14 protein-coding genes are annotated in these 25,295 nt (G+C 34.5%); 6 read left to right on the plus strand and 8 right to left on the minus strand.

Annotated features, from left to right (window positions below; all coding sequences use genetic code 11):
- Positions 1-73: 73 nt before the first annotated feature.
- The 4 genes from VIO64_RS00465 to VIO64_RS00480 form a co-directional block, all read right to left on the minus strand.
- Positions 74-385, minus strand: coding sequence for a hypothetical protein (locus VIO64_RS00465; protein WP_331914124.1), 312 nt, complete (start codon positions 383-385; stop codon positions 74-76).
- A 181-nt stretch (positions 386-566) separates the two neighbouring features.
- Complete coding sequence (locus VIO64_RS00470; protein WP_331914126.1) at positions 567-5,285, minus strand: hypothetical protein; 4,719 nt, start codon at positions 5,283-5,285, stop codon at positions 567-569.
- 392 nt (positions 5,286-5,677) lie between these two features.
- Complete coding sequence (locus VIO64_RS00475) at positions 5,678-6,610, minus strand: SPFH domain-containing protein (protein ID WP_331914128.1); 933 nt, start codon at positions 6,608-6,610, stop codon at positions 5,678-5,680.
- Positions 6,611-6,674: 64 nt separating this feature from the next.
- Positions 6,675-7,139 carry an NfeD family protein gene (locus VIO64_RS00480; protein ID WP_331914130.1) on the minus strand — a complete coding sequence of 155 codons (465 nt, stop codon included), beginning with the start codon at positions 7,137-7,139 and terminating at the stop codon, positions 6,675-6,677.
- A 542-nt stretch (positions 7,140-7,681) separates the two neighbouring features.
- Here VIO64_RS00480 and VIO64_RS00485 point away from each other — a divergent pair.
- The 6 genes from VIO64_RS00485 to VIO64_RS00510 all read left to right on the plus strand — a co-directional run bounded on the left by VIO64_RS00485 (position 7,682) and on the right by VIO64_RS00510 (position 15,347).
- Positions 7,682-9,442 carry an ABC transporter ATP-binding protein gene (locus tag VIO64_RS00485; RefSeq protein ID WP_331914132.1) on the plus strand — a complete coding sequence of 587 codons (1,761 nt, stop codon included), beginning with the start codon at positions 7,682-7,684 and terminating at the stop codon, positions 9,440-9,442.
- On the plus strand, positions 9,439-11,175 hold the full coding sequence (locus VIO64_RS00490; protein ID WP_331914134.1) for an ABC transporter ATP-binding protein: 1,737 nt from the start codon (positions 9,439-9,441) through the stop codon (positions 11,173-11,175). The genes VIO64_RS00485 and VIO64_RS00490 overlap by 4 nt, the downstream gene beginning before the upstream one ends.
- 176 nt (positions 11,176-11,351) lie before the next feature.
- Entirely contained in the window at positions 11,352-13,196 is a 1,845-nt protein-coding gene (locus VIO64_RS00495) for a sensor histidine kinase (RefSeq protein WP_331914136.1), read from the plus strand.
- A 17-nt stretch (positions 13,197-13,213) separates the two neighbouring features.
- On the plus strand, positions 13,214-13,972 hold the full coding sequence (locus VIO64_RS00500) for a LytTR family DNA-binding domain-containing protein (protein WP_331914138.1): 759 nt from the start codon (positions 13,214-13,216) through the stop codon (positions 13,970-13,972).
- A gap of 52 nt (positions 13,973-14,024) precedes the next feature.
- Positions 14,025-14,732: a hypothetical protein gene (locus VIO64_RS00505; protein WP_331914140.1), complete on the plus strand. Its 708-nt coding sequence runs from the start codon at positions 14,025-14,027 to the stop codon at positions 14,730-14,732.
- Positions 14,733-14,921: 189 nt separating this feature from the next.
- Positions 14,922-15,347 carry a DUF3421 domain-containing protein gene (locus VIO64_RS00510; RefSeq protein WP_331914142.1) on the plus strand — a complete coding sequence of 142 codons (426 nt, stop codon included), beginning with the start codon at positions 14,922-14,924 and terminating at the stop codon, positions 15,345-15,347.
- Between the two features lie 62 nt (positions 15,348-15,409).
- On the opposite strand, the gene VIO64_RS00515 is transcribed toward VIO64_RS00510, so the two are convergent.
- The 4 genes from VIO64_RS00515 to VIO64_RS00530 all read right to left on the minus strand — a co-directional run bounded on the left by VIO64_RS00515 (position 15,410) and on the right by VIO64_RS00530 (position 25,150).
- The gene (locus VIO64_RS00515; RefSeq protein ID WP_331914144.1) at positions 15,410-16,723 is read right to left on the minus strand and encodes a hemolysin family protein; all 1,314 of its coding nucleotides are present in this window, start codon (positions 16,721-16,723) and stop codon (positions 15,410-15,412) included.
- Between the two features lie 114 nt (positions 16,724-16,837).
- Complete coding sequence (locus VIO64_RS00520; protein ID WP_331914146.1) at positions 16,838-18,148, minus strand: hemolysin family protein; 1,311 nt, start codon at positions 18,146-18,148, stop codon at positions 16,838-16,840.
- A gap of 329 nt (positions 18,149-18,477) precedes the next feature.
- Entirely contained in the window at positions 18,478-20,262 is a 1,785-nt protein-coding gene (locus VIO64_RS00525; RefSeq protein WP_331914148.1) for an O-antigen ligase family protein, read from the minus strand.
- A gap of 91 nt (positions 20,263-20,353) precedes the next feature.
- Positions 20,354-25,150, minus strand: coding sequence for an S-layer homology domain-containing protein (locus VIO64_RS00530; RefSeq protein ID WP_331914150.1), 4,797 nt, complete (start codon positions 25,148-25,150; stop codon positions 20,354-20,356).
- Positions 25,151-25,295 lie beyond the last annotated feature (145 nt).

The following is a 25,295-nucleotide window of genomic DNA, read 5'->3' on the forward strand; positions in this document are numbered from 1 at the left end:
TTGAATTCATAAGATTCATATTACATTATTTCACCATAGTATTCTCCATGCAATATCATAAAGTGTATCTTGATTATAATACAAAAAACAAACATAAGATAACATAGTCAATAATATAGCTTTCAGACTGCATTGTTACATAAAACATTGGATAAGTCTTGTTGTTTTTTAACTCTACTTTTTTAATGGTGATACTGTTTTGCTGCATAACTGACTTTACAGGATGGTTCCAATTTGCAATATCAGTAATTATTGTTATGGCAGTTGAACTCATTTGTGTTGCCGGGGGCGTTTCTAAAGATTGTGATTGTGTTATAAGCAAAGTCATAAGTTTTCCTATACAGGTTTTTCTATAGTGCTTACTTGTAACAATCCCATCCCTCATAATAACCTCCACAAATCTACACTCTTTCAAATACATACCACTAGTTAAGGTGAAATCATAGCTGGGTTAAATTGTATTGCTTCGGGTGCAACCAAACAAAAACAAGGCTTTTATTGTATAACTTTCCTATATATAAGCAATTTCTATTCGTATGAAGAAAACATCTATTGTATCTTATTTACTAAAATAATACTTTAGGGTAGCTTTCAGCCGATTCATTAAAGTGTTTTGCCATAATGATTACATCTAAAATATTAATAGCAGAATTGTTGTCAAAATCTATGCCTGCTGAATATGAAGGATCTCCTTTATAAGAATTGAAGGCTTTTGCAATTTTAATTATGTCTTTAATATTTATAGCATTATCTTTTGATTCTTCCGTGTCTCCAGCCCACATCTCTATTGGCAAAAACGATGTGGACAATGAGATGTTATCATTTACAATAACATTATTGATTTCCCTTTTTAGATAATTGTCTTTTGTTATTTCAATATCATATACCTTATCTGACTTAGGTATATTTGTAATCTCAAAGTATCCATTTTCATCTGAGATAGCTGAACTCTGTGTACCTTGCAACAATACTTTAAATCCTGCTTTTAAAGGGTTTGGTGAATTATCAACAAAATCAGGCATCACGTATCCCGTTAATTTCAAGGTGTCCTGTTCCAGGGCGTTACTGATTGTAAGGGTATAATTCCCAATCGGAATTGTTGCATTATCATTTATGGCAATATAACAAATATCATATGCTGAAAGATTGCAGCTGGCTGTATTGGCATCTACAATGGTATAACTTTGAGGTGATTCATATGTATTATAAAACTTCACCTTAGAAGCAATATTAGTGTCAAGTTTAAAATAGTAAGTACCGGTTGAAGAAGGAATAAATTTCAAAATATCAACATCATCTGAATATTCAATTTTTACATTGGTATTACCTATTTTAACCAAAGAACTGTCATACAGAGAATTACCATAATCATCAACAATTAGCCCGTTTACAGAAATACTATAATTAAGTTCACTTTTTGTATTGTGGTGACTGGATATGCTTAAATAGTAAGTCTTATTGGGCAAAAGATTATAATATGGTTTGGCAGCATCAACATTAAATGCGGATTTGGCAACCATATTATAATGTTCATCATAAAGAGCTATATCAATCAAATTTGTACAATTTAGCGACAATGAATAATAGCCTTTTTCATTAGTTGTAAAACTGAAAAAATCCTTATCGTAATAATAATCTATTTTTCCATCTGTAATCTTTCCGATTTCCAATGTTTTTGAAAGGCTTGGCGTATTTTCAATATCGTCTATAATTGGTCCTCTTATTGTGAATGAATAATTAAATAGTGAAAATTCATTATTGCTATTTACATAAATATAATATTTAATACCTTTGTTTAAAGAAAAATAAGCTTTATTAGAACTATAGTCTCCATAAGTTTTATCTACACAAGTACCATTTGAATCTACTATTTCTATGTTTGGATTAGGTGAATCATTGTATATATAGGAGGTTATTTTAAAGCTATCTAAACAGTATATTCCCGTAATAGACGGTTCCAATACAAAATAGTCATAATCCGGAACATTATTAATACTGCCCTTAACCTCTTTATCCAATTGTATTTCCATAGCTGACTCTTGAGAATCACCATAATCATCCACAATCGGTCCCTCAAGTGCAAATGAATAGTTAAAAGATGAGTAGTATTCAGGATTTTTTATATAAATATAATATGTTTCATCTTCTACCATATTTATATATGCTCTTTTCCTTCCATTGTAATCATACTTAGGATAAACATTACCACTGCTTGAACTAACAACTATCAAAACATTGCTTATGTATATATAATCATTTCCAAAACTACTTCTCTGTGCATAAAAATTATCAATGTAGTATGTACCAGACTCAGAAGGCTTAAAACAGAAATAGTCAATGTCGCACAAAATATCTGCAAAACCCTTAATCTGACTTCCCGATTGAATTTCCTTCGCTGTTTTCATTGAATCTCCATAATCATCGGTGCTGGATAGTTTTATAGAAAATGAGTAATTGCTTTTTGAATAAAGACTTGTAACAGCGATATAATATATGGTATCCTCTTCCAATGCGAAATAATCATTGGAACCGTTAGTTATAATTGTAAACTTTTCACCATCTTCATTATAAACATTAAAAGAATCTCTACCTACAGTCGAGCTATCCATATAATACATACCGTTAATTGTAGATCTGAAGCTGAAATAATCAATATCGTTATTATAATTCACACTGCCTTGAACATTTTCATTTAGTCCTATTTCCCTTGCGGCTGCTTTCGTATTGCCATAATCATCTTCAATAGGCCCTTTCAGTAATATGTAGTAATTAAATATTAGAGGCATGTTATAGCCTGTTGCAACAGAAATATAATAAGTATGATCTTTTTCCATATAATAAGCTTTTAAATAATCGCTGTAACGGCTTAACACTTTGCCCTCTTCATCATAAAAAATAACTCCGTCAATTGGACGTGTATAATTTCGAACATAATCCTCTATTTGGTAATTTTCAATGTAGTACAATCCATCTTTTGTTGGCTTAAAACTGAAATAATCAATGTCATTTAAGCTTATATACCCTTCAACAGGGCTGTCTAACTGAATTTTGGAAGCAGATCCCATTGTATTACCATGATCATCAATAATTGGCCCTCTAAGAATATAAGAATAGCAGAAAGTTTTATTAACGTAATTATCATTTGAGATTGATATATAGTAGGTTTTGCCGCTTTCCAGAAAATATGAATAAAGGGAACGGTATAAATTCATTTGTACGCTTTGTCCATTCTCATCATAAAATTTCAGAACATTGCCTATTCCTATATTATCACCGTCATATGATGAGAATTTATCGATGTAATAATAACCTTCAGCAGAGGGAGTAAAACTGAAATAGTCCCTATCAGGATAGCTCTCTATTTCACCTTCTATAAAACTGTTTAATTTTATTTCCTGTGCATTTTCTTTTAAATCACCAAAATCATCAACTAGCGGACCTTTTAACAAGAAAGAATAATCACATGCCGAGTAGGTATTATAGCCGGATGCAAATATATAATACTTGATATTTTTCTTTAAATTGAACTGTGTATTTGAGTTATGGGAATAAGTGTTGATACTTTCATTATTCTCATCTATAATAATAAAACCTGTATTATTATCAGATTCTATATAATATGCTCCGTCATCTGAAGGTACAAAGCTAAAGCAGTCTTTGTCGTTATAATAATTAAATTTAGCATTCACTTTTGTATCGAGTAGGATCTCTTGGGAAGACTCCTTAGTATTACCGAAATCATCATTGGTGATTCCTTTAAATCCAAATGAATATTTAAAATATAAGTTAATGTTGTTATTATTAATGGAAATGAAATACTTATTACCCTTGGAAAAATAAAAATACGCGTTTGAGTTGTTTTGAAAACTTGGATATATATTTTTGTTATTGGCATCACAAACCCATAAAACATTCTCTAACTTTGGTGTGACACCACTCTCGCATTTTTCCAATATAGTAAAGTTTTCTATTTGATATGCCCCATCCTCTGTAGGTCTAAATATGAAATAGTCTTTGTCATTTATATACTCTGCAGTTCCTACAATTTGTTTATCCACTTGTATTTCATGGGCAGATTCTTTTGTATTTCCAAAATCATCTTCCAATGGCCCTTTAAGCGTAAATGAATAATTGTATAAAACGGGAATATAGCTTGTTGATATGGAGATATAGTATGTTTTATCCTTAGATAAATAAAAATGTTTTTTCAAATTTGTGACATCATTATTTATGCTTAAATAATTGCTGTTAGAATCAAAAACACTGATTGTATCGTATCTTATGATATTATTACCGCTGACATCATATGCAGAAAAATTATAAACGTAGTATTCGCCATCTCTTGAAGGCTTGAAGGAAAAAATGTCTTTATCGTAGCTATGGCTGATACTTCCTTTAACTTCATCATCCAATTGAATATCCTGTGCTGTTTCTTGTGAATCTCCAAAATCATCAATTATAGGTCCTTCTATTTGAAAATTATATGAGTAAGGATATGGTAAAATATAATTTCTGCTGACTCTAAAATAGTATGTGTCATTATCATTTAGAATAATAAAATTATCCGCAGTAGGGACATATGTGCCTCTATTATCATATATATTCAAATAATAGTTATTAGAGTCAAGATTTGAATTTATTTTATATGCACCTTTTTTAGAGGGCGTAAACTTAAAACAATCTACATCAGTATCATTTAATAGGTTTCCTGTAATTAACTGATCAATTACGATCTCTTTTGCATTTGCAAAGTCATTGCCGACATCATCAATCTTACATGCAACACTAACTGTGTAATCCACTGGTTTCTGATGAGTACTTTTAATTTTTATAAAATACCTGTTTTTTTTCAAAGCATGAACGCCAAGAGTTAAAGATCCATTTCCATGCCTTTCATCACAATCAATCTCATTTTCTGATATATCCAATATACTTGCCGTAACACAATCGCTGTATTTTATTGTAACAGCAGCGTCTACATCTATGTCAGTAGAAAAACAAAATATGTCTGCAGGATCAGAGCTATTAATCTTTCCTGTTGTATGAATGTCTGTAGAGATAGTGAAGGCACTGGAAATATCGTCTCCATAATCATCGGGTTCACTTTTTGCTGGAGTTGGAGTAATTGTCGGAATAGGTGAGGAATAAACTGCATTAACCACGGTAGGAGGTTCTGTAGTTGGTGTAATTTGCGAATTAATTGAGAAACTCATATTATAGTTCATCATCAGTAGACAAACTGCAGAGAAAATGCATAAACTCTTTTTAATCCCTTTAACTATCATATTTTTCTCCCCTTTTTATTCTGGGAATAGTTAAAGAAAAATTCTATTCATAAAGGTAAGCAGAAGTTTTAATATATGATATAAAATAAATAAAATGGCTTTTAAATCCTATGTAGAATATGAATGATATCTAAAGTATTCCCTAACAAATATGAAATTAAATCTTTTATTAGATAAATTTTATCATTTATATACATAAATATCAACTAAATGTAAAAGCTTTCAATCATCAAGGGTAATGCTTTGGGAATTGGATGTACATAAAGCAAGGATAACCGCATGTATTGTAACACCAGAAGGAAAAGAAAAAAATATCGAGCGGTAAAGTTTATATCAATTATGAAACTTTACCGCTCGATATTTATAATTTATGCCTGCTATGACTAAAATCGTCAATCATCAATTCCCTTTTTCTCTAATAGCTCAGTTAAGGAAGTCGCCAGCCCGGCCAATCCCTGTATTTCTGAAGGGATAATAATCTTGGTTGCTTTGCCGTCTGCGGCTTTTGCAAATGCTTCAAGACCTTTTAGTGCTATAACTGCTTGAATTGGGTTGGCTTGGTTAAGCATTTTCAAACCTTCTGCTGTAGCCTGTTGAACTTTTAATATTGCTTCAGCTTCACCTTCAGCTTCTTTTATTTGTGCTTCCTTCTGAGCTTCAGCTTTTAATATTGCAGATTGCTTGGCAGCTTCGGCATTAAGTATTGTAGCTTCCTTCTGACCTTCGGCAACAAGTACTGCAGACTTTTTTTCACCTTCGGCACGAAGTATGGATTCTCTTCTTTCTCTTTCTGCCTTCATCTGCTTTTCCATAGCATCCTGTATTTCTCTTGGAGGAATAATATTTTTTAATTCAACACGGTTGATTTTAATACCCCAAGGATCGGTAGCTTCATCGAGAATGGCCCTCATCTTTGTGTTAATTGTATCACGCGATGTCAATGTCTGGTCAAGTTCAAGGTCACCGATAATATTTCTCAATGAAGTAGCAGTAAGATTTTCAATTGCTGCCATTGGATTGTTTACACCATATGCGTACATTTTAGGGTCGGTGATTTGAAAATATACTACAGTATCAATTTGCATTGTTACATTGTCCTTTGTAATTACCGGTTGTGGTGCGAAGTCTACAACATTTTCCTTTAAAGAAACTCTTTTTGCTACCTTGTCTATTAAAGGAATTTTTACATGGAGGCCAACCTGCCATGTAGTCATATACGCTCCCAATCTTTCAATTACGTAGGCATTAGCCTGAGGTACAATTCTAACATTTGAAACCACGAGTATCAATAATATAATAGCAAAACTAATAATTACCCATTCCATTCTTAAATCCCCCTTATTTGTTATATATAGTTATCTATTGCTATTCATTGTTTTTCATTGTTTTTCATTGTTTTTCATTCTTATTTATATCTGAAGACTTTTTTACAAATAGTTTAACACCTGATATTTCCTGAACTTCCACTAATTCATCCAATTCGATTATTTTATCGTCTGTTGAACGTGCAGTCCATATCTGACCTCGTATCTTTACCTGACCGGTACTGTTTACAGGATCAATTTTTTCTACAACAATACCCTTATCTCCAATTATCCTGTCAGCATTGGTTTTTTCTTTTCTCACATAAAGGAACTTTTTAATTAAAGGTTTTGTAAAATAAAGCATCAAAGCCGACACGATGACAAATATAACAACCTGATAAATAAACGGAATGCCAAAAAGTGCAGAAATCATCGCAGCTACAGCACCTATTGCAAACCATAATGTTATAAGATTTAAGGATGATGCTTCAATAACACCGAGTACTACAGCAATTATCAACCACAAAACTGGTAATGGAATTTTATCCATACTCTCCCCCCTTTTCTAAAATTATTGCAATACATTTTCCTTTATTCCTATGTTGCAAAAATTTATTTTCATTAAACAAAGTTGCTTGCAATTTTGCAATATTGGTCGTTGTCGTGAGAAATCGTGGTGTTGAGAACACCATAATTTCATAGACATGAATAAATGCATTTGCTTCATAAATTCTATTTCAAAATAAAGATTATAAATTACTAAACTCAAACTTTGCCCACGAGAAAAGTCATCTAGGCCTTGAAAATCAATAATTATAGGTCAATAAATATGGAAGCATCATCAACCAAAAATAATGCAGTAATACAAAACAAGAAAGGTATGCCTATACACATTTTATCAGAAAAAATAGAAAATGAAAAGACCTTATAAAACAATGACAGAACAGAATTATTCGTCAGTTATATTATGGTATTATGTCACAAATTCAACTTTACATAATCTTATGTTATAATCATAACCGGGCTTGCGATTTTGCAACCTTGGTCGTTGTCGCGAGAAATAACATAAATGTAAAGTTAGGAATGGTGAAATTGTTTAAACTTGTAACCTTTTTAAAGCCTTATAAAAAAGAATGCATTGTTGGCCCGGCCTTTAAGCTGCTTGAAGCAATATTGGAGCTTATTATGCCTACAATCATGGCACTTATCATCAACAATGGGGTAATAAGACAAGACAATGATTATATACTCAAAATGGGTGGACTTATGTTGCTGATGGCAGTATTGGGGTTTGGCAGTTCAGTGGTATGCCAGTATTATGCTGCCCTGGCATCACAAGGGTTTGGAACAACACTGCGAAACAAAATTTTTAAGCATATATCAACTCTTTCCTATGAGCAGATTGATAAGTTCGGAACACCGTCATTAATAAACCGAATTACAAATGACATAAATCAGCTTCAGCTTGCAATAGCCATGCTCATACGCCTTGTTATAAGGGCCCCCTTTATATGCATCGGAGCTGTTATAATGGCAATGATACTAGATTTACAGCTATCCCTAATTATTATAGCATCTACTCCTATTTTGGGAATTATTCTGTATTTTATTGTAAGCAGATCCTCCCCGCTCTATCGCAAATCTCAACAACACCTTGATAGAATAGTTGTTGTGCTCCGAGAGAATCTATCAGGGGTAAGAGTAATTCGTACTTTTGCTAAGAATAGAAGTGAAAAGCAGAGATTCAAAAAATCCAATGATGATTTGACCGACATAGTTATTAATGTAAGCAAGATATCCGCTCTTTTAAATCCACTTACGACTCTTGTGGTGAACGGGGCTGTTATCGCCATTTTGTGGTACGGGGGGCTGCGTATCAATTCAGGCAGACTTTCCCAGGGAGAGATTATTGCTTATGTCAACTATATAACACAGATATTACTAGCCCTAGTTGTTGTATCAAACCTGGTTATTATATTTACCCGTGCATTTGCATCGGCAGCACGTGTTATCGAGGTGTTGGAAACTGTACCGTCCATTGCAGAAAGGAATGCTGCTAAAAAGAATATTACAGATAAAAGTATTAAAAATATAAAAGATAAAGACGCCCTTGCAATCAGGTTTGATAAAGCTTCATTCGGTTATAGCACAACCGGAGATATGGCACTTAAAAATGTATCGGTAGACATCAGGCATGGCGAAACCGTGGGGATTATTGGCAGTACAGGTACAGGCAAGTCAACCTTTGTAAATCTGATCGCAAGGTTTTATGATGTATTTAATGGTAATATCTACATAGATGGCATGGATGTAAAGGATTACCTCATTCATGAATTACGCAGGAAAATTGCTGTTGTACCCCAGAAATCCGTGCTCTTTACAGGAACTGTTGCAGAAAACATCCGTTGGGGAAAGGAAAATGCCTCAGAGGAGGAAATTGTAGCAGCCGCACAAATTGCACAGGCACATGAGTTTATTTCGAACTTGCCTGATGGATATAACACTAAAGTATCCCGAGGAGGAGCAAATTTTTCCGGAGGCCAGAAACAGCGTATTTCCATTGCCCGAGCTTTGGTTGCACAGCCTGAAATATTGATACTTGATGATTCTTCTAGTGCATTGGACTTTGCAACAGAGGCAGCACTTAAAAAAGCAATCAATCAAAGCAGTAAAAATATGACAGTCTTAACGGTATCACAGAGAGTTAGTTCGGTAAAACATTCAGATAAAATTATCGTATTTGATGACGGACATATTAAGGGAATAGGTATACATGATGAGCTAATAGAAAACTGTCAGGTATATAAGGAAATATGCATGTCTCAGCTTTCAACCGAGGAGGCTGGCATATGAATAAAAAACTATTAATCAGGCTTTTGGGCCATATTGGAAAACATAAAATTTTCTTGATTTTATCTATGATCTGTGCACTTTTAAGCGTGGCAGCCAGCCTGCTAGGACCGATGCTGATAGGTAAGACTATTGATTACATGGTTGGAGAAGACACAGTTAATTTCATTTCCATGTCACATATTCTAGTTTACCTGTCCTTTATTTATGCAGGGGGAAGCCTATTTGGGTGGCTTCTTACCTATTTGACAAACAGCATAGCATATAGAACCGTAAACGATATGAGAGACAAACTTTTTGAAAAGCTCTGCACTCTGCCTTTAAAGTTTTATGACACTACACCTCATGGCGACACGATCAATCGGTTTGTAAATGATATGGATTCAGTCTCTGATGGAGTTCAGCAGGGTATTACGACCCTCTTTACAGGTATTGTAACTGTCTTTGGAGCGGTTGGATTAATGCTTTATATCAATCCATTTATGACAGTATTTGTATTGTTGTCGGCCCCAGTGTCCTTTCTGGTTGCACGTTTTATTTCCAAACGTTCACAGCAATTCTTCAAGCAACAGGCAAAGATTTCAGGTGAGCTAAACGGTTATGCTGAAGAAATAATCGGAGGACAGAAAGTAGTTAAGGCATTTGGCTTTGAGGAAAGGTCTTTAAGGAAGTTTGAAGATATTAATAATGTCCTTTATAAAACCGGAGTAAAGGCACAGTTTTATTCTTCACTAACCAATCCGTCAACTCGCCTTGTTAATAACATCACATACGCAGGAATTGGTATTATCGGAAGTATTGCTGCCACTTCGGGAATGATAACCGTAGGAGGTATATCCAGCTTTTTGATCTACGCAAGCTTGTTCGGCAAGCCCTTCAATGAAATATCCGGTGTTCTGGCACAGATGCAAGCTGCATTTGCCTCACTACAACGCATATTCCATGTGCTGGATTTACCCGCTGAATCAATGAATATGAAAAATGCACTGGATATGAAAGTGGCTCAGGGCAATATAATATTTAAAAATGTTGCTTTTTCATACCAACCTGATCGTCCACTTATTACAAATTTCAATCTTGAAGTAAGCAGGGGAAGCAGAATAGCTATTGTAGGGCAAACAGGTGCCGGCAAAACAACTCTTGTCAATCTTCTGATGAGGTTTTACAATATAGACAGCGGTTCAATCTTGCTTGACGGAATAAACATCAAAGACGTTACACTAGACAGCCTTAGGCAAAATTTTGGAATGGTCCTTCAGGATACATGGTTATTTGCCGGAAGCATTAGGGATAATATTGCATATGGAAGGGAAACTGCGACGGAAGCTCAAATCATTGCAGCAGCTAAAGCTGCGGAGGCTCACAGCTTTATTATGCGTTTACCCGAAGGCTATGATACTTTGATTACAGAATCAGGCGAAAACCTTTCCCAAGGTCAAAAGCAACTTCTTACTATTGCACGGGTAATGCTGGTTGATCCGCCAATCTTGATTTTAGATGAGGCAACAAGCAGTATAGATACAAGGACAGAACTACAGATACAAAAAGCATTTATGAAAATGATTGCAGGCAGGACCAGCTTTGTTATAGCTCACAGGCTTTCGACAATACGGGAATCGGATATGATTTTAGTGATGGATAAAGGTAATATTGTGGAAAGCGGAACCCATAAAGAGCTTTTAAATAAAAACGGTTATTATACAAAGCTTTATAAAAGCCAATTTGAACCTGATTAAACTTTCAAATATATAGAAAAATGTTGAATATATACCTGGCCCTTTCTATTCAATTTTGATATTAAATATTATTAATAGCACTTTTATGTAATTTCTGGTATAGTTAAACTGTACTAAATCAAAGATGCAATTAATCTTACATTACACATTTATTTCAGTTAATTGGTGGGAAAATCATGTATCAGTTTAAAAAATTTGCTGTTTTAGTTTTTGTACTTCTTTTAGCATTTCCATTATTAGCTAGCTGTAGATCAAAGGGTCATACCCATAAAAATCTGCCCTATGCAACATCCGGTATTTTGGACCTTGCAGGATGGGACTTTAAAACGGATGGAAGCATCCGCTTAGACGGCCAATGGGAATTCTATTGGAATAAGCTTTTAATCCCTCAACAATTTACTATATCCAAAACAGATATGTCAACCGTCCCCTCACCCTGGAAAAGCACAGTAGTGAGGGGTGATGAATTACCTGATGATGAGGGGTATGCAACATACAGACTCCTGGTTAAAATGGACAACATTCCCCGAAATGCAGCTCTAAATCTCAAGTTTGTCATCTCCTCCTGCAAGCTATGGGTGGATAATAAAATGGTCTATGCATCAGGAATTGTTGGTAATTCAGCCAAAAACCACAAAGGCAAATTCACTCCCCAGGTAATACCAATCGCTCCCGAAATGAACCAATTCTATATAACGCTTCAGATCTCCAACTTCGGCTATGCCAGTGGCGGATTTATTACAAGCATTGAACTGGGTGATATGCTTACGATTGTATCTCAGAAAAATACCCGATCTTTTGGAGATATGTTTCTTTTCGGCAGTATTATGATTATGGGACTTTATCACCTAACCCTTTTTCTACTGAGAAGAAAAGAATTCTATACTTTATATTTCAGTATATTGTGTTTTTTAATATCAATTAGAACTCTATTGATGGGAGAAATGCTGCTCTACAACTTTATCCCAGACATCCCCCTTTATATATTTCTGAAGATTTCATCATCAACCCTTTCCTTGGGTTTACCTTTTTTTGTAATGTTCATTCATTCATTTTTTCCTGAAGATACCCCTTATTGGTTTGTAAGAATTTCACAGATAGTGGGAGTATTATTTACTACCATAACCCTCACAGTTAACGATAAGTTGAGTAGCCTGTTTCTTATGCCTTTTCAAATATGCGGTGTTCTCATAATAGTACTTATTCTTTTTATACTTTCTAAAGCTGCCTATCTTAAAAGAGATGCATCACATATTTTTTTGATTGCAACAATATCAATCGTATTCATAACCATAAACGATACCCTAAATGGTTATGGTATAATAAAAACCGGTTTCTATATTCCCATAGGACTGTTTTTGTTCATTTTTGTACAATCCTTTATGCTTTTTAGAAAACTGGTAAAACAGGAAGAACTCCTTTTAAGGTCTGAGCTCAGAATGCTGCAGGCTCAGATTAAACCTCACTTTCTCTTTAACGCATTAAATACTATAATTTCTGTAAGCAGATCATCCTCAGAAAAAACTATTCAGCTCCTCTTATATTTAAGTGATTATCTGAGGTGTGGGTTCAGCTTCAAAAATGATGAAGAATTTGTAGACTTTGATACGGAAATTCTCCATGTGAAGTCTTATCTGGAAATTGAGAAGGCTAGATTTTCCGATAAATTAAACATTGTTTATGAAATTGACAATAATATTGAGTGCAAAGTCCCCCCCTATATTCTTCAGCCTTTAGTTGAGAATGCCGTAAGGCATGGAATCCTTCCTCTTAAAAATGGTGGAACGGTAAGGCTTTCAGTGAAAAAAACAGACAATATGCTGTACATTGTGATTGAGGATAATGGAGTAGGTATGACAGAAGAAAAGCTCAATTCGATACTTAACGGAACGGATAAAACTTCGGGAATAGGCTTATCAAATGTGAAAGGCCGAATACAGAGAATTTATAAAAGAAAAATCAAGATAGAAAGTGCCATAGGAAAAGGCACCATTATATGTATAACAATTCCAATAATATAGGTGGGAAGGTGAAAGTTATGAAAGTAATACTTGTTGATGATGAAAAAGCGGGTCTGGAAAATCTCCACTATTACCTTTCGAAGTATGGAAATATTGAAATACTTGGAATGTATCAGGATCCACTCGAAGCTTTGCAAGGCATTATTGACCAAAAACCCGATGCAGTATTTCTTGATATAATGATGCCTGAAATGAGTGGATTAGAAGCTGCTTCCGAAATACTAAAGTTCGAAGAAGGGATTAAAATAGTTTTTGTAACAGCGTTTGATGAGTATGCTATAAAGGCCTTTGAGGTAAATGCGATAGATTATGTTTTAAAGCCCTATTCTGATCAAAGGATTGAAATGGCAATAAACAGGATAAATAAACTTATGCATGAAAACGACCCCGTCAAATATAAAAAAAAGCACCATGCAATACAGTTTGAAGCGATGCAAAATGAAATTATTAAGATTCCTGTATGGAAAGATGAAAGAATATTTTTATGCGACCCCTTTGAAATAAGCTATCTGTCATCTGAAGATGGCAATGTAAAAATAAGTATATCTAATGGTGAGACTTATAAAAGCAAAGATACATTAGCTTATTTTGAAAGCAGATTGGACTCCAAAAGGTTTTTCAGATGCCACAAAAGCTTTATTATAAATACTGCAAAAATAAAAGAAATCATACCTTGGTTCAATAATACATACTTATTAAAAATGGAAGGTTTAAATGAGCAAGTACCAGTTAGCAGATACTATATCAAAAGCTTTAAGAAACTCTTTGATTTATAGTTTAAGGGACACTGGAGACGAGTAAATAATATAGTTTAGGGAGGAATTTTAAATGAACACACTACCTATCATGTTTGGCAAACTATGCCTGAAAATGTCTGCTTATTTTTTTGAAAAGGACAAAGAAAAAATAGAATATGTGGATGTTGAAATTGATTACGAAAGTGAGAATTTATATCGCTTTCAGCTAATAAATCAGGTGGAGCTAATTGATACTAAATTAAAGTCACAGCATCTTACAGACGTTAAGGGCGAAATGTATCTGGATTTGAGTAAAGAAAAAATTATTTTTGAGGGTTTCTACTACGAAGAAGGAAAATTAAAGGGACCTTTTTGGCTTGAAGTTGACCCATTTTCCGAATCCAGTGAAATTATAAGCAGGTGTAATCCACCCTCTTTAGAATGTCCCCCTTACCCTGCTTCAGTCGGTACACTTTCCATAAATTTAACACCTTCTGCCCCAGCTTTGGACAGTGCGAGCAATAATTATATTCCTCAGAATGGTGTTACAATTGAAGTGAAGCAAAGAGAGTCTTCTTCAAATTTGGAAAATGGAAAGCCTAAAGAAACAATATACCTTTTAACAACTTTACACCAAAACAACCGAATAACAGGCGTGGATACTGCTGAAAAGGGCAAAAACCATTTTCCTGATTTCTCAGGTGATGTAGGTACTATCCGTAACAGGGCATATGTTGATGGATACCTAAAATTAAATGGCAAGCCTATATCATCATTCTATCTTGAAATGGGTATATAAGAATAAAAGTGCCTAAACACCATATTTTTTATCTTCCTCCTTTGTATTTCATCTGTGATACTGAGCAAGTTAGCCCCCAATTATTGTATGTTACAGTAAATTTATTACAGATACAAATAAACACGATAAAATGTTCTATGTAAGGAAGATACATAAACAAAACTATTTGATTAAAAGGAGGAAATTTTTATGTCATTATGGATTAGTGCAACAGATGGCCAAATTCCTGACGGAGCAATTGTATGTGGAAAGGAGTCGGATGGTACAGTTTTATACGCAGCAAGGGCAATTTATCAAGGGGGCGTGCATCCCGGTAAGGTGAGAAAAGAATTTGGCGCCGCCAACATTCCATATGGAGGCGAAGAAGTAAAAGTAAATCCTTATGAAGTTTTGGTAGGCAAAGGTAAATGGGTATCGGCTTCTAACGGAGATATTCCTGATGGAGCGATCATTTGCGGCAGAGAATCAAACGGTACACCTTTATACGCTGCCAGGGCTAATTATAATGGAGGTGTTCACCCCGGCAAGGTGAGAAAAGAATTTGGTGGAGCCAATATTCCTTATGGCGGCAAGGAAATAACTGTTAACAATTATGAAGTACTGGTGGCTGAATAGTAAGCCTGCATTGCTATAAACATCTCGCCATAGTTTTCCATTAAAAAGTGAAGGAGCCTGCATTATGCTGGCTCCTCTTCACTATGTTTACATATCTTTACAAGTAATATCCTCTTATCTTCTACTTTTTCAACTTTAAATACAAGCTTTTCATACTCTATAACAGGGTTTTCAGTCTCAGCAGGTATTCGTCCAAGCTGCCCTACTAAAAATCCGCTTAATGTATCATACTCATCAACAGGAAGCTCTACCCCTGTTAAATCAGCAACTTTATCCAAATCCACAATACCTTTAGCACGATATGAGTTATCATCTAGAGTTTCAATTTCCTTTTCTTCCTCTTCATCATACTCATCTGTTAAATCTCCTACTATCTCTTCAAGAACATCCTCAATGGTTACCATACCTGCTGTGCCGCCGTATTCATCAATGACAACCGCTATATTTATTTTTTCCTTCTTAAATCTTTTAAGCATTTCATTTATGGGTATGCTCTCAGGAACCGATATAACATTCCTTATAAAACCATTAATGTTTTTTGTATTACCTTGGATTTTTTGTTCATATAAATCTCTTATGTGTATAAAACCTACTACATTATCCTTGTCGCCCTCACATACCGGATATCGTGTGTACTTCTCATCCATTGCGGTTTTTAGGATAGTTTCAAATGAGTCTTCTTTATAGACACATACCATATCCATTCGTGGAATCATTATGTCTTTTACATTTTTCTCGTTAAATTCAAATATATTGTCAACATAAGTATATTCTGCCTTATCAATAAGGCCATGCTTATAGCTTTCCTCAACCAATATTTTGATCTCATCATCGGTATGAGCTGCCTCATGCTCATCTATCATAGAATATCCCATCAGCTTTAATATAAAGTTGGTAGTGTGGTTAAATACCCACATAATAGGATATGTTGCTCTAAAGAAAAGAAACAGCGGCATTCCCGTTGCTATTGAAAACCTCTCTGAGCTTATTATGGCAAGTGATTTCGGCACAAGCTCTCCTAATACTATATGAAGTCCGGTTATTATGAAAAATCCTACAAAAATGGATATAGAGTGTATAGTACTCTCGGATAACCCGAAGTTATGGAGCAAAGGACCTATCATTTTGGAAACGGTAGGTTCGCCGATCCAACCAAGTGCTAATGATGCCAATGTAATACCCAACTGACATGCAGAAAGATAAGAATTCAAATCGTTTACAACTTTATAAGCAAATTTTGCAGGGACACTTCCAGTGGAAGCAAGTATTTCTATTCTTGATTTTCTTACTTTAACCAGTGCAAATTCGGCACAAACGAAAAACGCATTCATAAGTACAAAGAATAACACCAGCAAAGTGTTTACAAATATAATCATTCTAACGTTCCATCCTCCAAATGTTGGAACAAAATCGCTTGCGATTCTGCTTTCTTAATCGTTGTCGTGAGAAATTGTATTGAGTACAGTATACACCATAATTCCTCAGTCAATTTATTCACAGCTGCCGTTTTTACATACCCTGATCTTTGAAACTTTCTTTTCTTCCACCTCTTCTACCTTTAGCATCAATTCATTAAACTCTATGGTTGATGTATCCCCTTTTTCAGGAATCCTCCCCATCTGGCCTATAACAAACCCGCTCAGTGTCTCATAATCGTCTATTGGAAGGTCTACTCCGAGAGCTTCCTGTACTTCATCGAGACTGACAGCACCATTTATGATGAATGTATTATCATCTATTTTTTCCATTTCCTTTTCTTCTACATCATCTTCATCAAATATGTTTCCTACAATCTCCTCAATCAAATCCTCCAATGTAACAATCCCGGCTGTTCCTCCGTATTCGTCTATAATAACCGCCATATGGGTTTTGTTTCTCTGAAGCTCTTTTAGTAGTTCATCTGTTCTTTTTGAAGCTGGCACAAAATATGGCTGCCTTATAATATCTCTCAGGCTAAAATTCTTCTTGTCACCTTCCTCAGCCAAATACTGAATAATGTACTTTGAGTGCATTACTCCTATTATGTTGTCTATATTATCCTCATAAATCGGTATTCTGGAATACTTTTCAGAATTTATGAAGGAAGTTACCTCATTTAAGCTTGCATCCACAGGAAGAGCCTCTATGTCAGTCCTGTGAGTCATAATATCTGAAACAATTTTATTGTTAAAATCAAAAATATTATTAATCATTTCTTTCTCAGTTTCATCAATGGTGCCTTTTTCTTCTCCCACATCCACCAACAATCTGATTTCCTCTTCTGTGACCTGTTCTTCATCTTCATTTGGATCAACACCAAACATCCTTACTAAAAATCCCGTTGACACCGTAAGTATTTTAATAAATGGGTAAGACAAAATCGATAGAAAATACAAAGGCCCTGCAACAAATCTTGCCACTCCCTCAGCCTTTTTCACAGCCAATTTCTTTGGCACCATTTCTCCCAAAACAAGCGTAAAATATAATAACACTATTGTAATTATAACCATTGAAATGTTTTTAAGCCATAATTCAGATAAAGAAAGATTTGTCAGCTTAATTAGATCTACAACCCTTATTGCAAAATTTTCCGCAATAAAAGCACTGGCAAGAATGTAGGAGAAAGCTATACCTATCTGAATGGTGGCAAGAAACCTGCTTGGCTCTTCAACAAGTATTTTAAGCAGCTTTGCTTTTTTATTTTGTTCTTCAGACATTAATTTTATTTTGTTGTCATTTAACGAAATCAAAGCAGCCTCAGATACATTAAAAAACCCAACCAACACTATAAGCATTACAAATAATAGAATCTCGGGAAACAAATTTTCATCCTCCATGTAAATAGTTTAACGTACTAAAAAAAGGCATACTAATCCTGTCTTTTGGATTTAAAGCCTTTTACTAAAACTTGTTATTAACCGATTCTTAGATCCTAAAAATGACTCACATAGTGCTTTACTACTTTGTATATCATCAGGGTTATCATCCATTTCTACTATCACTCCAAATTTCTTTATTTTATTGTAATTTACTATATAATATTCAACAATGTCAAGATTGTCTTAAGGGTTATACCTGCATTTATCTTCTCTATATGCATCTTTACATTCAATACCTTTATTTTTCAATAAATATACCTTCATAAACTTGCTCATTCACTTCCATCAGATGAGTACAAATTTGCAAATTCAATACCTATAAGGGGCCAGAAAACAATCATGGTACATATGTTTTCATCTGTAAAAAGCCCACAAACGCAGTAGACAACAGTAATAGCCAGCATTAATGCACTTGATTTCCTGAAAGCTGATAGCAGCATCCATATAATAATTATGACAAATATTATCATAGAAAATCCGCCTGTTTCAATGGCTTTTTGTAGGAATATATTGTGTGCCATATCGATATTTATATAGGCATTGTACATAAACTTGAGCTTACCCTGGTAGTCATCCTGTGGAAAAGCATAATAAAATGTATCAGGGCCGCTGCCAACTACAATGTTTTTTTTGATAAGGGGAATTGTCCTTGACCATATGTATCCCCTACCCGATGCAAACCTTTCCCTTCCGGTAAAAACACCTGACTGAGGCCCACTTATTTTGGCTTCCTTTCCTGCAGCATCCGCAAGAATAAACCCATCATCCCTAATAATGAATCTTAAAAGTGCATTTTTCTTCTTCACAAATAGATTTTCCCGGTCTGCAAACACGATAAAGTCACGATAATTGTCCTTGTTTATTTTATATCCTTCATCCTCTGGCGAATAATCAATGGTCATTTCTCTGCCCTCAGTATCCGAAAACACAAGGTCATTGCCTCTTTTTTCTATGTTAAGGCTTCTTTTATTAAAAAAAAGGATCAATTTATTATTTATCAAACTAAAGTCACTAATCCTCTCGGTAACACCCGTAGCAGCATCCTGGGTATCAATATCGACAGTAGACAGCCTTTCAAAAACTTTGCCTTTACCTATCAGTGCGGCTGCGATAATCACCAAAACAATAATAATAGCAACAGGTATTATGCTTTTATAATAATTCTTAATTCTTTTCAAAGTCATTAGTGCTATTACTATGCTTCCAAATGCTGCTCCAAGGTAGGCACCTCTTGAAAAACAGTTTATCAATGTGAATAAAGCCAGCGACATGATAAAAAGAGAAAACATCCTATGCTTTTTATCTGCTGAATAAATGGCCCTGGACATGGAAAAAACCATTATTAATGCAGCATAAGTACCAAAAACATTTGAATTGTAAAGGGTTGAATAAATAGAGTTTCTAAAGGATGATGACGGATTATCGGGAAATAGTATACTGTTTGCCAGGTCCCCATATTTACCTGGAATTATAATGCTCTTTATCAAATCTGCCTTAAATGGGTCAAGCCCAATAAACTGAAAAATACCTATAATAAAAATAATACCGGCAGAAATGTATATAGCTTTATAAATTAAATTTATTTTGCAGCCTTTTATAAAAAGCATTCCGCAGGCAGTAATTATAAATACTGAAGCAATTGTAAAAAAGCCTTCACTTTGACACCTATATCCAAACAATGCAATGCTTATGTTTTTGGAAAGTATGGTCGAAAATAAGCATGCTGCAAGATAAAGACCCGTTAATATTAGAAATATTCTCTTTTCTTTACTTATTATGCTTATTATTGCTTCTTGCTTTTTATTAAACAAAAAATTCTTTAATGCTATAAACAAAGGAATTAATGCGGCAATAGCAGTTATGTATAATGCCCATGATTTCCAAAAGGCAAAAAAGTCATATGCATCGGGTAAAGTATTAGCCGGGTCTTCAAAAATCTTCAGTCTCACTATAATGGGTATAAATGCTACTGTAAATATCACCACACATATAGCAAGTATATTTTGGATTTTATTTCTTTCATCACTTCTTGCATATGCTTTTTTGACTTTTTTCAATTGCTGCAACTCCAATCTTAGTCTTTAGTTTTTTAGTTTATAAATAGTTGCAAAATTATTTCAGGACTATGTTATTTATATAGTTTAATCCCTACATCTGTTCAAAGAGCATGTAAACCATTTTTGCTACTTCGGCCCTTGTTGTGTAGCCTTTAGGATCAAAATAGCTATCAGCTTTACCTGACATGATCCCCTTACCAACTACAAACCTGATATGTTCTTCTGCATACAGAGATATTTTCTTTTTATCCCTGAACGTCAGCTCACCTCCGTGATCCTCCGAAAGGCCGTTGACATATGCTAACGCCCTTGAAATCATTACAGCCGCATCTTCTCTTGTGATCCTGTCATTGGGCATGAATTTGCCCTTCCAGCCGGTAATTATATTAGCCTCTGCCGCTGCCATTACAGCATCTTTATACCAATCGCCATCTTTTATGTCTGTAAACGTGCTTTGGCCACTTGCTTCAAGCTTCAAGAGCCTTGTTATTATGGAAGCAAACTCCGCTCTTGTAATATTAAGATCAGGCTTAAATATGCCGTTTTCATAACCCTTAACAATTCCCTTTGCGGACATGACTTCTATGTAATTTTGTGCCCAATTGCCCTTTTTCACATCATTATACTGGATACTGTTATTTACTACCGATACAGAGGCAATTGTTTTTGTTTTGGTTGTGACGGCCTTTAAAGCCTCATCGTACTTTGCAGCAAGGTTATCTATTTCACCTTCAGTGCCTAAACTGTATAAAGTAAGCCTGTCATTTTTACCTTCCAATTCATAAGGAAGTTTTATACTTATCGGGCTTTTGGTCTTCTTTAATTCAGTCTTTTTACCGTCTGCATTCTCTACTTCAAATGCCATATAAATAACCTCTGAAGGTCCTATTATTCTCTTTTGCTCTTTAGTAAGACTTAAGTCGGACCTTTTTCCAAGGTTTATTGAAAGCTTGGATATATCCTTTGAAGCAAATTCCTTTATGCTAAATCTAATGGTGATAAACGGCGTAATCAGCCTTATGTCACTTACTCCCTTTTCGTCAAGGCTTTTAATAAAGTTTTCAGGGATATTTACCATGCTGCTTATAGTATTGATTTCTTTAAAAAGGTCTATTTCACAAACCTTGTTTTTAATCATTTTGGTCATATAGTCTTCGCTTGCTTTTATATCCACTATAGTCTTGTTTTTATCTGCGGTTATGATTAATCCGTTTGGATTAACTGCCGGAACCCCCTTATCATCAACAGGCATAGTTACAATTGCGAGGGTAGGCGTCGGGGATGCCTGTACTGTTGACTGAACCGGCGGCGGTACAGGAGCCTGACTTGCTTGCGTCGGCGACGGAGTTGTAGTCGGTGAAGGCGTTGCGACAGCATCAACAGAAAGTACTCTAGTTGCAACAGCATTTACATTAGTTGAGTCCGCTCCCTTTATAATACCTTTAACAGTATAGGTACCAGGCTTATCTATACTTAATACTCCGTCTTCTACAAGATTTACATTTCCTCCACTATCCATATAGCAGTATTCTACAGCATTTTCCAGCCCATTACTGCTTTCTGTCTCATTTCCAATCTTATATACTATATAGTTTTTTAAATCAAACTTGTTTGAAGCGTCAAAGCTCTCCGGCATGCTTGATTTAAAGGCAAGCTGTTTAGAATTTTCTATAATAATCCTATTAGAGAGCTGGCCCACAAAAGGGGTTAAATAGTTTTGTGAAAACCAGTATGTTGAGTTCCAGTTCTTTGCATCATTAATGATTGATACTGGTATACTTGAAATATTATTATTTGAAAAGTCAACATAATTTATCGTTTTACTTGGCAAATTAAAATCATCAGGGATTTTCAGAATATTATTACTAGATAGATTTATCATGTAAAGATTAGTATTAGCACTAAAATCAGGGACCTGTTTCAATCCGCAATTGCTTAGGCCAATGCTTGATATTTGCTTAAGTTTGCCTATCCCCTCAGCTCCACCGGGTACTTCTTTTATATTTACATTCTCATTAAGTGATAATCCCTTTAAAGTATATAGATTGAGAACTTCTTCTGGAAATCTTTCAAATTCATTATTTGATATATCCAAAGACCACAGATTCCATATTGCATCCATGTTAGAAGGCAGGCTTTTAATTTTATTATGGGATAAATATAAATAATTAAGGTTATTAAGTTTTAAAATGTCCTCAGGAAATGTTGCTAATTCGCATTTACTAAGGTCTAACCATTTTAAGTTCTTTAATGCTGCAAGCCCTTTGTCTTTGGGTATTTCTTTTAAATCATTGCTTCCTAGATCCAAAGTATACAAATTTGTTAATTTCGAGATAACATCAGGAAATGATTCCAGCTTACAACTTTTTAACGATATATCCTGTAAGTTAGGAAAGGATGTTTCGAAATAGCTTGGCAATGACTTTAAATTATTATATGATAAGTCAATTGACACAAGGTTCTTTAGTGTTTCAATACCCTTCGGCAGCTCTTCAAATCCATTGTTTAAAATTTCCAATTTTTCGAGGTTTTGAAGCTTGGTATAATCTATAGAATTAGCCAGAACCAAATTTTGATTCAAATCTTTTGCATTATTAAGTGACAAGCTCTTTAAATTCTTCATGGAACAAATTGAATCTATTGAATCCTTTGTAATATTCTGGACTACTGACAATGCCTGACTGGATACATAACCACATATAAGGTTAGTAAGATTTGCAAATTTAGGTACAGTGATTGCGTTTACATTATCGGAAAGGCTCAAAGATTTCAGATTTGAAAGCTTGCTTTCGATATCGTTTGGAAACCCATTGATCTTTGAATAGGATATATTTAGATTTTGTAGTCCATTTAGCTTTTCCAATCCTGTTAAATCGGACACGCCATCATTAGAAACGTATAAATGCTTAATTTGGGATAATCGTACATCATTAACCCTTTGCCAATCTACTGTTTTGTAATCCACACTATAAACACTACCGGTTACTGCGTCTAAAGCTTTCAACACCTCAAATCCGAAAGCCTCATCCGGAAATGCGGCTTTGAACTTTTCCTCGTTATAAAAATCACTGCTATAAATAACTTCAACATATGTACTAGCTTTTGCATAAGGATTTCCTTCCTCTGCATCTTTAAGTTTTGCACTAATTACATATGTTCCTTTATCAACTATTGTAAGCTTACCATCATTATCTATAAGTCCGTCGATTATTTGTCCGTCCTTTGCTACTGTATATTCCACCAGGTTTTTTACTGCATATATATCCTCCGCCACACTAGAATAAAGTTTGTCCTCGGTAGATAAATACAAAGACATATCAACACTCTGATTAGATACAAAATAAGGCGGCATATCTTTAAAAATAAGCTGATTTGGGCTAACACTTATGCTTTCAGGCAACACATCATCATTTTTTATAAAGTTTTCTGATAAATTTATCCAAATATTGGACTTTGCATGCTCAATAAATAGTTTTGGAATGCTGATAAAATAATTGTTTGATAAATCAATATACCCATATTCCATTTTGCTTAGATCCATATCTTCAGGTACACTATTAATGAAGTTGCCCTGCAAATCCAAATTGGATATATTCGGAAAACATGCCAGGTCAGGAAACTCAGTAAGATTGCAGCTTACCATATCAAGATACCTAAGGTTATCAAATTTGCCCTGTAAAGCATCACTGTCCGGAAAATTTCTTATGTTATTATTATAAAGATTTAGGGAAAATAGATGGGGCAATTCACCAATTTGCAATGGAAACTCAGTTAGCTGACAGTTGGAAAGATCAATTCCTTGTAGATTTTCAAAGTTTCTTATAAAATTACTGTTTTTGATTGCATTTTCTAGAAGATTTCTCCCTAAACTTAAATATGTTAGCTTTTCCAATTTCAATAAAATTTGAGGAATTTCACTTAGGCCACAATCATCTAAATGTAAATTGGACAGATTGGGAAATGAATCAAAAAAATCATCCTGATAAACATTTATTTTATTACCACTTAAATCTAGCGTACTGCATGAGCTAGATACATTATTAATAGATGGTAAAGAGCTTATATGATTATATGATATATCCAGATATGATAAGTCTGTAATACTAAGGATATCATCAGGAATAGAACTTAATTTACAGCCACTCATTCTTAGATGTCCTATATTTTTTAAATTTTCAAAGAATCCATTTGGTACAGATCCAATGGAATTTGAGCTTACATCCAAAACCTTTAGCTTACTAAGCTCCTTAATACCGTCCGGCAGTGAGTCCAATCCAGCATCGCATATGTATAAGCTTTCAAGCTCCTGAAACTTTGAATAATCGATGACTTTCGATACTGATATGTTATCTGTAATTTTTGAGTTCGATAAATGCAATGTTTTGAGGTTAGACATCAATTCGAATGAGGCTTTGGATTCCATTGTTATAGCTTGCCCTGACAGAGCGAAAAATTCTGTCAAGGATGCAAACGCCGGTACTGTCAATGGTTTACGATTGCGGTCCAAGGACAGGGATTTGAGATTTTTAAGGCTGTTTTCAATGTTATCAGGGAATTCACTAACTTCCGTACATTGAATATAAAGCTTTTCAAGCCCGGATAGTTTTTCCATACCCTTTAGATTTAAAACTCCATTACCCAGTTTAATACTTTTTATAGCAGCCAGGCTTTCATCATTAACTAAAGACCAATCTACGTTATCCGGATTTGCCCTTAAAGCCGCCAGCACCTCTTTACCAAACTCTCTGTCCATAAAAACCTTATAAAACGACTCCTCATCATAGCTCTGTACGTTACCTCCATTATCTTGTGCCATCACCTGCGGACTAAATAACGACAAAATCATGATAATTACAAGAAAATAAGATAAAACTCTTTCTCTATTCATACGTCTCCCCCTAAAATTGACTCTCTAATCAAAAGTGATAAATCTTCCTTAAGTATACATAGTTTATTGCCAAAAGTATAGTTACTAAAGTCATTATTTAGAAATATGTAAAATTCCTGTAATATTCGTTCATATTAAAAAGCCT

This window comes from Pseudobacteroides sp. (assembly GCF_036567765.1).
Taxonomy (GTDB): Bacteria; Bacillota; Clostridia; order Acetivibrionales; family DSM-2933; genus Pseudobacteroides.

What these genes read in the sequence shown, in the direction of transcription:
- VIO64_RS00465 (WP_331914124.1), bottom strand. Translation starts at nt 385, where the DNA reads ATGAGGGATGGGATTGTTACAAGTAAGCACTATAGAAAAACCTGTATA.
- VIO64_RS00470 (WP_331914126.1), bottom strand. Translation starts at nt 5,285, where the DNA reads ATGATAGTTAAAGGGATTAAAAAGAGTTTATGCATTTTCTCTGCAGTT.
- VIO64_RS00475 (WP_331914128.1), bottom strand. Translation starts at nt 6,610, where the DNA reads ATGGAATGGGTAATTATTAGTTTTGCTATTATATTATTGATACTCGTG.
- VIO64_RS00480 (WP_331914130.1), bottom strand. Translation starts at nt 7,139, where the DNA reads ATGGATAAAATTCCATTACCAGTTTTGTGGTTGATAATTGCTGTAGTA.
- VIO64_RS00490 (WP_331914134.1), top strand. Translation starts at nt 9,439, where the DNA reads ATGAATAAAAAACTATTAATCAGGCTTTTGGGCCATATTGGAAAACAT.
- VIO64_RS00495 (WP_331914136.1), top strand. Translation starts at nt 11,352, where the DNA reads ATGTATCAGTTTAAAAAATTTGCTGTTTTAGTTTTTGTACTTCTTTTA.
- VIO64_RS00500 (WP_331914138.1), top strand. Translation starts at nt 13,214, where the DNA reads ATGAAAGTAATACTTGTTGATGATGAAAAAGCGGGTCTGGAAAATCTC.
- VIO64_RS00505 (WP_331914140.1), top strand. Translation starts at nt 14,025, where the DNA reads ATGAACACACTACCTATCATGTTTGGCAAACTATGCCTGAAAATGTCT.
- VIO64_RS00510 (WP_331914142.1), top strand. Translation starts at nt 14,922, where the DNA reads ATGTCATTATGGATTAGTGCAACAGATGGCCAAATTCCTGACGGAGCA.
- VIO64_RS00515 (WP_331914144.1), bottom strand. Translation starts at nt 16,723, where the DNA reads ATGATTATATTTGTAAACACTTTGCTGGTGTTATTCTTTGTACTTATG.
- VIO64_RS00530 (WP_331914150.1), bottom strand. Translation starts at nt 25,150, where the DNA reads ATGAATAGAGAAAGAGTTTTATCTTATTTTCTTGTAATTATCATGATT.